Source organism: Paenibacillus sp. FSL R10-2771 (assembly GCF_038000205.1).
Classification (GTDB): domain Bacteria; phylum Bacillota; class Bacilli; order Paenibacillales; family Paenibacillaceae; genus Paenibacillus_AQ; species Paenibacillus_AQ phytohabitans.
Window position 1 is genome coordinate 4,523,319 of the sequence record NZ_JBBOBM010000001.1, and the last position, 13,195, is coordinate 4,536,513.

Consider the following 13,195-nt stretch of genomic DNA (forward strand, 5'->3'; position numbering starts at 1 on the left):
CCTGGGGAGGGACAGGAACGGCAAAAGCCGCCTCCCGCCAGTCTGCGGAAAGCGGCTCCTCTATTGTTGGGTAAGCTTAGGAAAGCTCGCCTTCACTTTTGCCGTCAACAACCTCTTCAGCTACAGCAATATCCGTGTCTGATTCAGCTTCGATCTCAGCTTCAATGGCTTCCTCTTCCAGCACAGCCTCAGCAATTTCAGCAACTTCATCCGCTTCTGAGGCTTCCACAGCCTCTTCAGCAATTCCGCTTACGGTAGCCGTCTTAGCTTCTTCAACTGTATCTGTGACGGCTTTGCTCCATTCTTTGACTTCACTGACGACCGACACTACAGCTTCTTTAGCCTTGCCGTAGATCTCTGTAGTCTTCTCACTGGCCTGAACAGCGATTTCCTGGACCTTATCGACTGCTTCAGTCGTTCCTTCGGCAATATCCTTACGGAGCTCCTTACCCGGTTTAGGCGCGAACAGCAATGCTGTCACCGTTCCGACCACACTGCCGGCAAGCACACCCCAGAGCAAGCTTTTGGTATCCTTTTTCATCATCAATCTCTCCTTTGGATTCAAAGTGCCTCTGCCCGGCCGCCCGGGCGATCGCCTAGTTCTGGTATATCATAAGCATAGAGAGTTTGTCCTGTGACTGATCATTTGGAGATTTCCGAAGTTTTCTCCTTTTTGTTCGGTGTGATTGCATAACGGCAGCATTGGCCGCCTTCCGCCATACATTCACTGCGGGTAACCTTCGCATCCAGCAATTCCTCGAACAAATGCTGCTCGCACTGGCAGGCCTTGCGGTACTGGGTAGCGACCTGGCGGATGGGACAGTTAAATTCACGCATCACATATGAACCGTCCTCTTCCTTACTCCATTCCGCCATATACCCTCCGGCATTCTGAATCGCTGACAGCTCGGCAACACGCTGCTCAAGATCGCGGTTCTGCATCATAGGGGTGTACTGGGCAAGCATACGCCGCCTGCGGCCTTCAAAAAGCACATTAACCGCATCCAGCCCGCTCCCGTGATCCAGCTCCCGCAGCAGCTCCAGCGCCAGATTGTGATAGCTTTTGGGAAAATGATCTTCCGCCCGCTCGGTAAGCGAGTATACATGCATAGGACGTCCCATGGCCTGGCGCACCACCTTGGTCTTGGCAAGCGACTCCTGCTCCAGTTGAAGCACATGGCGGCGGACGCCCATTTCGGTAATGCCCAGCTCTTCCGCCAGAGCGCCGATTGTCAGCGGCCCTTTCATCTTCAGCAGCGTCATAATCATCCGCCTTGTCGAACCGCTTTCCTGACCCTTCTTCGCCATAAAGGACCTCCTTTCTGTCTGACTACATTCTTTACGTTATGATTACACCGTTACTTCAATTCCCAGCTCCCGGTCCAGATAGCCGCGCACCTCGGAGGCGAACTGTTCCAGCACACCCGGCAGCACCAGCGTCAGCGGATGCAGCGCCTTCCGTTCCCACACATAATAGTCCTGAACCAGAGGCTTGCGCAGGGCTACCAGCGAGGTCAGATCAGGGTAAATCCCGCTGTCACCCAGCACCTTTTCCTCATGAATAATGGAAATAATATCTTCATAGCTCCCGGCATCCCGCATAATGAACCCGTCGATCAGACAGCTGCCCACATCGGTAACCACTTCTACCGCCAGATGCAGGCAGCGTTCCTGTACAAGACCAAGTATCGTACTGCCATCCCAGGAAGATGCCGCGTGCCGGAGACCGTTATTCAGATCAGGGATTTGTTCAAGTATCGTTTCAATTTGCTTACGGTTGACATAATACACAGATGACCCTCCACCCTGCAGTAATTTGTCCTGCCACTCCATAATTGCCGCTACTTCCCGCGTTTGCCCCGGCGCTTCAGCCAGAACAGCATAATGAAGCAAGCCGCCAAAAATACAACCAGATACGTTAACGCTTCCATTGGATACTCAAGCTCACGCATAACCGTCACCGCTTTCCGTACTTAATGGGTTCCAGCCTTGCAGATCATTTGCTGCCTAAATCTCGTAATCCACAGCCACAGAAACATCTTTGACTTCGTTAATGTGGGCGATAACTTCCTTGTGGGCCGGATGAACCTGGTAAGCCTGCAAATCTTCCATGGAGGCTACAACGGTAACCAGGGCAATATCATACGAACGCTCGGAGTGAATCAGATCAGCCCCTACTTCAATAGAGATAAGCTGCGGAATTCTTCCTTCCATGTTGCGTAGAACGGCTACTGTCTCTTGTACTTTGTCCGGGGACCGGTCCTTTAATTTGAAGAATACAATATGCTTGATCATCTATCTCGCTCCCAGCTCTTGATTAATATAAATTTGATTACTAAAAATATATCATAAACAGCAGCATTACTGAAAGAAACTTAGCGCTGCACGAAACGGAGGCATTTGATCTGGACGAAAGCATTGGTGTAATGTTAAAGTCATATACAGCTAAACTAGAAGAATTACCACTTCATTAATTCAGTATATCGGAGGAATTATGCCTAAGAATCAGCAAGAACCACATAAAATTCAGGCCTGGTCTCTGATCAACCGCAAATATCTTGGACAAGGTGTACGTGTCAAAAGATTCCGCCGGCCAAAGCGCAGCCAGATCCGCAACCGCGTTCTGCTGGCCATTCTGATGGCTAAGGACATGAAGCTCTCCAGACTTGCAGAAGAGCTCTCCGTTTCCTCGCGCAGCGTAAGCGCATGGGTGTATGAAGGCCGCATTCCCTCCAGAACCAATCTGGACAAGGTCTGCCGCCTGCTCGGTTATCCGTCCCATATCTTGTTCAATGAAGCTCTTCTGCGGCAGAGTCCGATTGTGTGCCAGCCGACCCCGTCCCGTTTCATGAAAAGAACGATTGCCCGTTCACCGCAAAGCAATGCCATCCTGACCGGACTCTGCATGGTGTATGACTTCTCGGTAACCGATGTCAGCATCTGGATCGGTGTCCATCCCGGCACGTTCCGCAAGTGGCTGCACCAATGCCATCTGCCTACGCTGGCGCTGCAGGAGAAAGCCGAGAATTTCTTCCGGATTCCGCGCCATATCCTGTTCGCCGATTGTGAGCTTCACTAGTGTAACCGCCTGAATAAACATCTGAATAAGGCCCTCCTCCTGTTTGGAGAAGGGCCTCTTGATGGTGCGCTCCTGCACCTGTTTATTTTTTGCGCGCCAGAATGTACCTTAGTATGTATTCATGGGTCCCGCCCTGCGGACTCTCCAGCGGTTCGGTAAATGCACCCGTCTCCAGAATCTCAGTACCGGCAAAATGCCCTCTTAAATCGCCGTCGCTGAAAAAATGGGCATACTTATCTGCCTTATATTCATAAGTGCCCGGTTCAAGCTCCTTCCCACACCCATAATTAGGATCTTCATCGGAGAAGCTGGTGAAATAGAGCAGTCCTCCGGAGCGCACCTGCTCAAGACACGCTTCAATCAGCCTGCGGCGGTCATCCGCCAGGAATAGATGCAGCACGTCATAGCAATACACGGCATCCACCGGATGTTCAAGCTGCAGCTGCAGCGCAGATCCGGCGATAAAGGTTGTCCCGGGATCCCATTCTGCGGCCAGCTCCAGCGCGGCTTCACTTAATTCTATGCCGTAAACGGTAAATTCGGGGGCAAACACTTTGGTGTTCCGCCCGTAACCGGCACCCGGAACCAGGACGGAAGACGCCCCGTCTTCCATAAACCTTTGTTTGGCCCACCCGGCAGTCGGACTGGGCCGGTTCCCCCAGATCATCCCCTCCCGGGCAAACCGCTGACTCCAATACTGTGACATAACGCTTCCTTCTTTCTATCCAGGAAATTGTGATGGTACTTTGGGCTCCCCGCTCCCGTTTCCCTGCTCAGCGGCGCTTACTGCGCATAGCATTCAGCAGCTTCAACCCGGCTTCACCGCTGGAAGTATAATAATCGTACTCTGGAGACTCTTTGGCGTACAAGGCGATTTTGCCTTCAGCATCATAGTGGACTCCCCAGCCGTACTTCTTGGGCAGCATGGAGGCCCGCAGGCAAGGATGATTCTTCGCGAACAGCTCTGCCCAAATCTCCTCCCGGCGTGAATCCCGCTCCTCTTCTGGAATTTCTTTGTGCCGCACATGTACCTGATACAGCAGTTCTTCATGGTTATATTGGTAAGGAGCACCTGCCAGTAGCTGGTATTGAATGACATGAGCGGGCGGAAGCGGCCGTCCCGAGACCGGGATTGTGCCAATTTCTGCCGGGCAATCTTCAGCAACACGGATAAAAGTATCGGTATAGCTCATTTAGAAGCCTCCTTCAGCTGCGGAATATCTTTTTCCTCTATCATAATTCACTCCGCTGCATCAGGCAAAGTCAATGAATACGGCAAAACGGCTGGTCCCCTGTATCCCAGAGAATCAGCCGTCTTGCGGCAGAGCATCTATGAAGTTAACGGTCTACCAGCTGGACTTGGTGATACCGGGAATTTGTCCCTGGAGTGCGAGCTCGCGGAAGACGATCCGGGAAACATGGAATTTGCTTAAGTACCCCCGTGGTCTGCCGGAGACGGTGCACCGGTTTTTTTGACGGGTAGCCGAGGAATCACGGGGCAGCTTCTGCAGCGCCATATAATCTCCCGCCGCTTTCAGCTCTCTGCGTTTGTCCGCATATTTCGCTACCAGCTCCTGCCGCTTCAGTTCCTTGACAACCTTCGATTTCTTAGCCATTGTATGGATCAGCCTCTCTTCTTCTTATTCGTTCAGCGCCGCGCTAAGCGCTTCAAGATTCTGACGCATAACGCCCAAGTAATCCAGATTATTCCTGGTGTCTTCCTCCGTCAGTCCTTCAATCGGATTCAGTACAGCTGTCTTGGCTCCAATTTCCTGGGCAATAGTGTCAGCCACACTGGAGGATACCAGAGTTTCGAAAAAGATCGTTTTTACGTTATTCGCCTTGGCAAATTCTACGATCTCTGCCATTTGAGCAGCGGAAGGCTCCTGCTCCGGTGACAACCCGGCGATAGGCACTTGAGTTAAGCCATATTCACGGGCCAGGTACCCGAAAGCGGCATGCTGGGTAATAAAGTCCCTACGTTTCGTATCCTTCAGCCCGTCTTTGAACTCCTGGTCCAGCTGCTGCAGCTTGGCGATATAGGCTTCGCTATTCATTTTGAAGGCTGCTGCATTCTCAGGCGAGGCTGCGGATAAAGCCGCTTCAATCGTGCGGACCTCCTGGATCGCCATAGCCGGGGCGAGCCACACATGCGGATCAAGGCCGCCGTGATCATGGCCATCTCCGGCATGTGCTTCTTCCCCATGTTCATCCTCGTGGTCATGTTCGTGATCGTGACCAGCCTCGCCGGACACTGTGCCTTCTTCATGGGCATGCTCATGCTCATGCTCATGATCATGGTCATGTCCCTCTTCCTCTTCCGTTCCTTCCATGATTTCCAGCCCTTTACTGGCTTCAATGGTAATCAGTTTGCTGCCGGAAGCCCCGTCCACAACCTGCTGCGCCCAGCCTTCCATACCGGCTCCGTTATAGACAAGCACATCCGCATCAGAAATCTCGGCCATATCCTTAGCGGTCGGCTCCCAGTCATGCGGCTCGGTGCCGGCCGGAATCAGCACTTCCACATCCGCAAGCTCACCGGTAATATTCTTCGTGAATTCATACATCGGATAGAAGCTGACCTTAATATTCAGCTTGTCCGCCGCAGGTACGGTTGTAGCTGCAGCCGCAGAGGACGGGGCGTTAGCAGGGCTGCCGGTAGAAGCAGCATTACCTGCAGTATTGTTTCCGCAGCCGGAGACAATTAGCATAGCGGTGAGAGACAAAACAGCAAGGTGGCGGATTTTGAATTTGGACTTTGATTTGGAATTCATCATATTTTTCGGAGACCCCTTTTCTTAAATGGTAGTAGATTTATGAATGTTGCGGCGGTTTTTCAAGGTAATCAGCCGTTGCACAGCAATGGCAATTAGCAAAAATACGAGCAGAATAAGTGCAATCGTGCCTCCGGGAGGCGTGTTGATATAATACGAAGCCGTTAAGCCGCTAAACACGCCGGTCAAGCCGACAGCGACTGAAATCAGAATGGCTGTGGTAAAACCGGACGCAACCCGCAGCGCAATGGATGCCGGGAGCACAATAAGAGCGGATACCAGCAGCACACCTACAACAGGCATGGCTGCGGCAACGGTCATGCCGGTAAGAACGGCGAACGAGAAGGACAGTAATCCGGTATGGACTCCGCCGATGCTGGCGGTTTCCTCGTCAAATGTCAGGTTGTACAGCGGCCGGCGCAGCACAATGAAGTAGACAAGTCCGGCAGCGGCCACGATGGCAATCAGCTTAAGCTGGGTATCACTCACGGCAACGATGGAGCCGAACAGGTAGGAGCTGAAGCTCTTGGTCAGGTTCTGCTTCAGGCTCATCAGCACGACGGCCAGCGCCAGGCCGGAGGTCATAATGATAGCTACCGGAAGCTCACTGTATGTACGGTAAGAACGGTGCAGCTGCTCGATAACCAGCCCTCCGGCTACGGCCACAGCGAAACCGCTGATGGCCGGGTTCCACTGCAGGACTGAACCCAGGGCCACACCTGCAAGTGAGACATGGGACAGGGTGTCCGCCATCAGCACCTGCCTGCGCAGCATCAGATATACGCCAAGCAGCGGACCAATAATGCCAATCAGGCCTCCTGCCCAAAATGCACGCTGCATGAATTCGTAACCAAGCATGTCCAGCCCTCCTGTTCCTGCCGTTCCAGGCTGATCACCGTATCCAGATAGGATCTTGTCTCTTCCAGACCATGTGTAACCATAATGACGGTGCGGCCATGCTGGCTGACATAATGCCGCATCAGCTTGTAGAAGCCGCTGCGGCTGGCAGTATCCATGCCGGTTGCCGGCTCATCCAGCACCAGCACCTGCGGCTGCTGGGCCAGCGCCCGGGCGATGCAGATCCGCTGCTTCTGCCCGCCGGACAACTCGCCGATTCTGCGGTTGCGGTACTCCCACATATCGACCTGACGCAGGCTGCTCTCCACCAGCGCTTCCTGTTCCTTCGTGAAGCGGCGGAACAATCCCAGCCTGGAGTAGCAGCCGGAACGGACCAGCTCGATGACCTTGCTGGGGAATCCGGCATTGAAGGAGGCAACTTGCTGCGGCACATAGCCAATCACCAGCCCGCCCCCGCCGGTAAGCTCCTTGTTCAGGGAGACCGTTCCGCTCCAGGGCTTCAGCAGGCCCAGCATAAGCTTGAGCAGCGTTGTCTTCGCCGCTCCGTTGGGGCCGGTGATCCCGATGAACTGCCCGGCTTCAATATCCAGCGACAAGCGGTCAATGACCGGCTCGTTCCCGTAGCCGAACACAACATCCCGCATGGATGACAAAATCATAGCGTATCGTCCTCCCTTCTTCATTCAACTTCAGACGGAGCTAATGCACCGGCAAAGTCTATTAACATTCGCAGATAATGAATTTATTCGTAATAATTACGTTTTAACTCCATTGATATTATCGTAATAATTACGATCTGTAAACCCAAAACCGAAAATTAATCGTAATCAAACTGATTAACACTGTAATCTAGGCAGCAAAAAGCCGGAACCGACAGTCCCGATTCCGGCTCTTCCGCGAAATTAGATGCTCTTCTTGCATACCACCGTAACTCCAGATGCCTGTCTTGTATTCCACCCGGATATAAATCCCCTGTATCACCCGAGTTCAATTCTTAAACCCTAACCTTCCGCCCGCTGCACGCTCCTCCTCAGCCCTCTATTCCTGCCCGGCAGCAAGCAGCTCGTCTGCCGGCCATGGCAGCGGATTGTTGAACTCATTCCAGTCCAGCTGCATTTCTTCCGCGCTCAGCAGGCAGCGGTCCAGCCGGGCTTCGATGTCTGCACGGTTCATGCTGACGCCGATGAACACGATCTCGTTCAGCCGGTCGCCCCACTGCCCGTCCCACTTCGCCTTCACATCCGGCTCGGCGGCCAGCACCTCCTGCTGCTGGTCCTCCGGCATCGTCGCCAGCCAATAACCGGCCGGACCGAACTGAATGGACGGTCCCGCCTGGCTGACGGTTGCGGCCAGATCCCCGCGCGCGGCCAGCCATACCAGACCTTTGGCCCGGATTACCTCGGCCGGCCAGTTGCTGAAGAAGAAGCTCAGCCGTTGCGGATGGAACGGCGTTCTGCGCCGGTAGACAAAGGAGGTGATGCCGTATTCTTCCGTCTCCGGTGTATGCTCCTCCTTGCCGAGCTCCGCGATCCAGCCGGAGGACAGACTGGTCTGCTCGAAATCAAACAGACCTGTATTCAGGATCTCTGAAGGGTCGACCTCCGCATTAACCGTACGGATGATCTTCGCGCGCGGTTGAAGCCTGCGCAGCACAGCCTCCAGCTTGTTCAGCTCCTGCTCGTCCACGAGATCGCATTTGTTCAGCAGCAGCACATCGCAGGTCTCAATCTGGTCAATCAGCAGATCAACGATATCCCGGAAGTCGCCATCGCCCGCAGTCATATTGCGGTCAAGCAGACTGTCCCCCGATGCAAAATCATGCCAGAAACGGTTGGCATCGACTACCGTAACCATCGTGTCCAGTCTGGCAAGCTCAGTAAGATCAATATCCAGCTCCGGGTTCGCATAGGTGAAGGTCTGGGCTACCGGAACCGGCTCGCTGATGCCGGAAGACTCGATCAGAATATAATCGAAACGCCCTTCCGACGCGAGATTATTCACTTCCCGCAGCAGATCATCGCGAAGCGTGCAGCAGATGCAGCCATTGGACATTTCCACCAGCTTCTCCTCTGTCCGGGAGAGGGTATTGCCGGATTTTACCAGGCCCGCATCCACGTTCACTTCACTCATATCATTCACAATGACCGCCACCTTCAGGCCATCGCGGTTATGCAGAATGTGATTCAGGAGTGTGGTTTTGCCGGAACCGAGGTATCCGCTGAGTACAGTAACAGGAATTCTCTTCATTGATTTACTCCTTACACAAATTTAGTTTAGGACAGCAGCGCACCCGCCGCCCGTCTATCAGAACTTCTTCCTTCCCAAGGTACGGCTCAGCATGCTTAGCGGGTCTCACGGTGCAGCGTTACACGCTTCAGGCGCGGGCAGTATTTCTTCATCTCAAGCCGTCCGGGCGTGGTTCTCTTATTCTTCGTAGTGGTGTAGTTGCGGTCGCCAGTCTCTGTGCAGGCCAAGGTAACGATTACTCTCACTGAATTCAACTCCCTCTTATTTAATCGTAATTATTACGATTTACACATTCTACATGGTCCGCCTGTCCGCTGTCAACTGGTGATCCGCAAAATTTCAACTCTCTTAGAATTGTGGTCTTTCCTGCGGAGGAATTACGTATAGATGGAATTACAAGTGAAAACGGCTTGGCCTCCTTCAAGAGCGGGGCCGTTTCAGCAGGAAACAGACGGTTGCTCTGGTGAGATGCATCGAAGGTTGTATTACAAAGAAAATATGATTCTTGCAATTCCAAGAACGAAGCGGGAGAGTGAGCCATGAAGATACCTGTGATCATACTGAGCGGATTTCTGGGGAGCGGAAAAACTACTCTGCTGTTAAGTCTGCTGAAGGAGAGCAAGCGGCGGGGGCTGAATCCCGGCGTAGTCATGAATGAGCTGGGGAAAAAGGATGTCGACGGCTATATTCTGCAGGAGAATACCGGCACTAGTGTGGAAAAGCTGCTGGACGGCTGTGTATGCTGCAGCCGCAAGGAAGAGCTGCCGCGCAGCCTGGCCGCCCTGCTGGCGCGCCGTCCGGATATCATCTACATCGAGCTTACCGGCGTAGCGGACCCCGATGAAATTGCCAAATCGCTGCTGGAGATGCCTTTAGCAGACCGGCTGAAGCTGCACTTTACCATCACGCTGCTCGACGCCGAGAATGCGCTGGACTATAACAGCCGCTTCTCCGCCGATAAACAGCTGGTCCGCACTCTGCGCAAGCAGCTCACGGTGGCCGATCTGATTATCGTGAACAAAAGCGATCTGGTCGAACCGGAAACCCTATGGAAAATCGAGAAAATGGTCTATAAGCAAAACTCTGAATCTGAGATTGTTTTTACCCATTACAGCCAGATTAATCTGGCCCCGCTGCTGGCAGGCATCGCCGCCCGTGAACTGCGGAGGCCTGCGCCGCAGCGCGGACCGGGTACTATAAACGGCACATCGCTTAAACGAACCAGTCCTGGCTACGGGGGGAGCGCGACTGCTGTGCAGGAGCCCGAGTCCGGCCCAAGCACCTCCTACTCGCAGGTAGCGGCAGTTACGCTGACCGTTCCGCAGGGGGGAAACGGAAGGATCCGCCGGGAGCAGCTGGAGCTTTTTTTCCGGGAATGGGGAGACAGTCTGCTTAGAGCCAAAGGTCATGTCCAGCTTGCGGAGCAGGATTCCGTACAGCTCGTGCAATATGCGGGACACCGCACAACCTGGGAAGCCTCGCGTTATCCGGGCCAGCCTTACATTGTGTGCATCGGCCTGAATTTGGACGAGAGGGCGGTCAGCCGCCGCTGGGCAGCCTTGTTCAGCTAATATCAGGCGCGGGAAGGAGCCTATGAAGCCTTTGACAACCTTTTCTCCGTTCAAAATACTGCCGCTGCTCATTCCCGCTGCCTTCCTGCTCACGATTTGCATTCTCTGGCTCCCCGGTCATCCGGAGCTGCTTAACAACGGGTATGTGGACACCTTCAAAACAGCGTTTCTCGGCATTCTGCTCGAAGCCCTGCCGTTCGTGCTCCTGGGTGCGCTACTCTCCTCACTGCTCCGCGTCTTTGTTCCGGACGAGATGATCTCACGCTGGATTCCGCGCCATCCGGTTCCGGCTATTCTATTCGGCTGCCTGCTCGGGATCATCTTCCCCGTCTGCGAATGCGGGATGATTCCGCTTGTCCGCCGGTTAGTTCACAAAGGCATGCCGCTCTACGTCGCCATCGTCTTCATTCTATCCGGTCCGATCCTGAATCCGGTCGTCTACGGGGCAACCCTGACGGCTTTCCGTTCCCATCCGGAACTGGCCTATGCGCGGATGGGACTGGCTTTTGCCGTAGCCGCCCTAATCGGCCTTGTCATCTATGCCACCGTCCGCAAATCACCGCTGCGTCTATCCATCCCCCGCGAGGGCGGCGAGGAGCGTCACCGCACTACCCGCGGCGGGCGTTTAGTCGCAGTCTTTGTGCATACGTCGGATGAGTTTTTTGAAATGGGCAAATATCTGATCATCGGCTGTCTGTTAACCGCCGGCATCCAAACCTTCATGAATCACGGCAGCCTGGCCGCTATCGGAGAGCGCCCGCTGGGCTCCTACCTGTTCATGATGGGGCTGGCCTTTGTACTCTCGCTCTGCTCCACCTCAGATGCCTTCGTCGCCTCTACCTTCCTGCATTCCTTCCCGGCCGGATCTCTGCTGGCGTTCATGGTGCTGGGCCCGATGCTCGACTTCAAAAACTCACTGATGCTGCTGTCGCTGTTCAAAACCAGATTCGCGCTTTATCTGTTCTTCCTGATTGTCTCGGCCGTCTTCACCGGCTCGGTGCTGGCTTCACTCTGGCTGTAGCACCCTCACAAACTCAGCATATGCTTCCGATGCAGTTTGTCCGCAGAAACTCAGGGAGCAACCCTCACAAACTCTTAGGAGGTTCCGTATGAATAACGCCCGGAGCATCCGGTTTCACTATTTACTGAGGGCGGTTATTCTGCTCGCCTTCGCCCTCTATATCGGACATCTGGTCCAGCAGGACGCGCTTCATTACTACGTTGCCCCCAAGCTGGCCCGCTGGATCAGACTGTGTCCGGTTCCGCTCTCCCTGATGGCGCTGAGCCTCGGGCTTCAAGCCGTCCTTGGCAAAAGCAGTGTCCTGTGCGACTGTGAGCACCGCCTCCCCCGTTCCGGGCTGGGCAGCTCCGCACTGTACAGCCTGTTCCTGCTTCCGCTGCTGCTCGGGTTTCTCCTGCCTGACCGCGCACTGGGCAGTGCTGCAGCGGCCAGAAAAGGCCTCACCCTGTCTTATACAGCTTCAGAGTCCGGCAGCGGCGCGAAGTTCACTCCCTCTAACCCCTATGAGGCGGAATTTGCCGAGCTGGCCGGCAAGCTGTACGGACAGTCCGTTATTCCTGTATACCCGGAGATTTTCTCCGAGACCCTGGGCGCAATCAACCTGTATAAATCACAGTTTGAGGGCCGGGAAATCTCGGTATCCGGCTTCCTCTACCGCGAGCCGCAGGGTGCGGGCCAGTCCAGCTATGCGGTCAGCCGGTTTCTCGTCCAGTGCTGCACGGCGGATGCCACTCCGTTCGGTATTCTGCTGAAGCCGGGAACACAAATAAGCCTGCCCGCCGATACCTGGATTGAGGTTCGGGGCAAGCTTCATGTGGTGCTCTATCAGGGAGTGGAGACACTGCAGATTACTCCGGAAGTCCTAACCGCAGTTCCTGAGCCGTCCACACCTTATGTATACACTAGTGCCGACGCCGCAGCGGCCTGGGAGGAGCTGCAGCCTTGAGTGCCAGCTTAGATCACCGCATCCAGCGCATCATCGTCATCAATGGATGAACCGGGATTTACGACCTCAATGAGAAGCCGGGCCGGAATACAGATAATCTGCTGTTTGGGCCTGGAGATGAACCCCATATCCAGCGCAATGGTCAGGGGAGCATCCGAGTAAGTCATCTGTATCCCATAGTCGAACACCTTCAGGGTATTGTGACCGAACTTGGTACGGATGTCTATAATCTGTTCTTCCTTGGTCAGGGTTACCGTCTTGTACTCCTTGCCGTTCACTGTAATAACAGCCTTCAGATCTCCCTGTGCATAATGCTCATTGTGATTCGAGAACCACTTATAGCCGTAAATGGAACCGGCGGCAAGCAATACGACCAGGATCATGATGAAATCGCCACGTTTCATGGTTTTCAATGCCGTAACCCTCTCGCTGACTCTTTTATAATCGTAAAAATTACGATCCCTATAAATAATAGTTTAGCCAGGGGAAGATTGTCAACGTCTGCCCAGCCGCTTCAGCAAACTCCGCAGCCACCAGGTAATTCCGGCATAGATCAGCAGTACAATGGCCAGTGTCAGCATCCGCTCCCGGAACGATCCGTCAGCCAGCAGCACCGGCCCCAGCCCATATAGCGTTGTCAGCCCATAGAGTATGGCAAATAAAATATAGATGATCCATCTCATTCCTGTTTGCTCCTCC

General features: G+C 54.1%; 18 protein-coding genes. 4 read left to right on the top strand and 14 right to left on the bottom strand.

Annotated elements, in window-relative coordinates:
• Positions 1–76: 76 nt before the first annotated feature.
• The 4 genes from NSU14_RS19575 to NSU14_RS19590 form a co-directional block, all read right to left on the bottom strand.
• A complete protein-coding gene (locus NSU14_RS19575) occupies positions 77–544 on the bottom strand; it encodes a YtxH domain-containing protein (protein ID WP_081969923.1) in 468 nt (155 codons plus the stop codon).
• Positions 545–642: 98 nt separating this feature from the next.
• Positions 643–1,308 carry a helix-turn-helix transcriptional regulator gene (locus NSU14_RS19580; protein ID WP_042135667.1) on the bottom strand — a complete coding sequence of 222 codons (666 nt, stop codon included), beginning with the start codon at positions 1,306–1,308 and terminating at the stop codon, positions 643–645.
• A gap of 42 nt (positions 1,309–1,350) precedes the next feature.
• Positions 1,351–1,791, bottom strand: a complete 441-nt coding sequence (locus NSU14_RS19585) for a DUF86 domain-containing protein (RefSeq protein ID WP_042135666.1) — start codon at positions 1,789–1,791, stop codon at positions 1,351–1,353.
• 216 nt (positions 1,792–2,007) lie between these two features.
• A complete protein-coding gene (locus NSU14_RS19590; protein WP_039308729.1) occupies positions 2,008–2,295 on the bottom strand; it encodes a Dabb family protein in 288 nt (95 codons plus the stop codon).
• Positions 2,296–2,494: 199 nt separating this feature from the next.
• On the opposite strand from NSU14_RS19590, the gene NSU14_RS19595 reads away from it, so the two are divergent.
• Positions 2,495–3,079: a helix-turn-helix domain-containing protein gene (locus tag NSU14_RS19595; protein WP_039308727.1), complete on the top strand. Its 585-nt coding sequence runs from the start codon at positions 2,495–2,497 to the stop codon at positions 3,077–3,079.
• An 82-nt stretch (positions 3,080–3,161) separates the two neighbouring features.
• On the opposite strand, the gene NSU14_RS19600 is transcribed toward NSU14_RS19595, so the two are convergent.
• The 8 genes from NSU14_RS19600 to rpmG all read right to left on the bottom strand — a co-directional run bounded on the left by NSU14_RS19600 (position 3,162) and on the right by rpmG (position 9,203).
• Positions 3,162–3,785: a class I SAM-dependent methyltransferase gene (locus NSU14_RS19600; RefSeq protein ID WP_076244197.1), complete on the bottom strand. Its 624-nt coding sequence runs from the start codon at positions 3,783–3,785 to the stop codon at positions 3,162–3,164.
• A 67-nt stretch (positions 3,786–3,852) separates the two neighbouring features.
• Positions 3,853–4,272, bottom strand: a complete 420-nt coding sequence (locus NSU14_RS19605) for a DUF6157 family protein (RefSeq protein WP_076244195.1) — start codon at positions 4,270–4,272, stop codon at positions 3,853–3,855.
• Between the two features lie 153 nt (positions 4,273–4,425).
• On the bottom strand, positions 4,426–4,695 hold the full coding sequence (gene rpsN, locus NSU14_RS19610) for a 30S ribosomal protein S14 (RefSeq protein ID WP_039308720.1): 270 nt from the start codon (positions 4,693–4,695) through the stop codon (positions 4,426–4,428).
• A 24-nt stretch (positions 4,696–4,719) separates the two neighbouring features.
• Positions 4,720–5,856, bottom strand: a complete 1,137-nt coding sequence (locus NSU14_RS19615; protein WP_340946887.1) for a metal ABC transporter substrate-binding protein — start codon at positions 5,854–5,856, stop codon at positions 4,720–4,722.
• A 21-nt stretch (positions 5,857–5,877) separates the two neighbouring features.
• Positions 5,878–6,717: a metal ABC transporter permease gene (locus NSU14_RS19620; protein WP_076244191.1), complete on the bottom strand. Its 840-nt coding sequence runs from the start codon at positions 6,715–6,717 to the stop codon at positions 5,878–5,880.
• Positions 6,663–7,370: a metal ABC transporter ATP-binding protein gene (locus tag NSU14_RS19625; protein WP_039308718.1), complete on the bottom strand. Its 708-nt coding sequence runs from the start codon at positions 7,368–7,370 to the stop codon at positions 6,663–6,665. The genes NSU14_RS19620 and NSU14_RS19625 overlap by 55 nt, the downstream gene beginning before the upstream one ends.
• Positions 7,371–7,749: 379 nt before the next feature.
• A complete protein-coding gene (locus NSU14_RS19630) occupies positions 7,750–8,958 on the bottom strand; it encodes a GTP-binding protein (protein WP_340946890.1) in 1,209 nt (402 codons plus the stop codon).
• A gap of 95 nt (positions 8,959–9,053) precedes the next feature.
• Positions 9,054–9,203, bottom strand: coding sequence for a 50S ribosomal protein L33 (gene rpmG / locus NSU14_RS19635; RefSeq protein ID WP_042135659.1), 150 nt, complete (start codon positions 9,201–9,203; stop codon positions 9,054–9,056).
• 294 nt (positions 9,204–9,497) lie between these two features.
• Between rpmG and NSU14_RS19640 the strand changes: the two genes are divergently transcribed.
• The 3 genes from NSU14_RS19640 to NSU14_RS19650 all read left to right on the top strand — a co-directional run bounded on the left by NSU14_RS19640 (position 9,498) and on the right by NSU14_RS19650 (position 12,496).
• Positions 9,498–10,529, top strand: a complete 1,032-nt coding sequence (locus NSU14_RS19640; protein ID WP_171718473.1) for a CobW family GTP-binding protein — start codon at positions 9,498–9,500, stop codon at positions 10,527–10,529.
• Positions 10,530–10,551: 22 nt separating this feature from the next.
• A complete protein-coding gene (locus NSU14_RS19645) occupies positions 10,552–11,550 on the top strand; it encodes a permease (protein ID WP_340946892.1) in 999 nt (332 codons plus the stop codon).
• An 88-nt stretch (positions 11,551–11,638) separates the two neighbouring features.
• Positions 11,639–12,496: a TIGR03943 family putative permease subunit gene (locus NSU14_RS19650; protein ID WP_042135654.1), complete on the top strand. Its 858-nt coding sequence runs from the start codon at positions 11,639–11,641 to the stop codon at positions 12,494–12,496.
• 8 nt (positions 12,497–12,504) lie between these two features.
• On the opposite strand, the gene NSU14_RS19655 is transcribed toward NSU14_RS19650, so the two are convergent.
• Together NSU14_RS19655 and NSU14_RS19660 are read right to left on the bottom strand one after the other, a co-directional pair.
• Entirely contained in the window at positions 12,505–12,900 is a 396-nt protein-coding gene (locus NSU14_RS19655; RefSeq protein ID WP_340948968.1) for a NusG domain II-containing protein, read from the bottom strand.
• Between the two features lie 90 nt (positions 12,901–12,990).
• Entirely contained in the window at positions 12,991–13,179 is a 189-nt protein-coding gene (locus NSU14_RS19660; RefSeq protein WP_042135652.1) for a DUF6954 family protein, read from the bottom strand.
• Between the last annotated feature and the right edge of the window lie 16 nt (positions 13,180–13,195).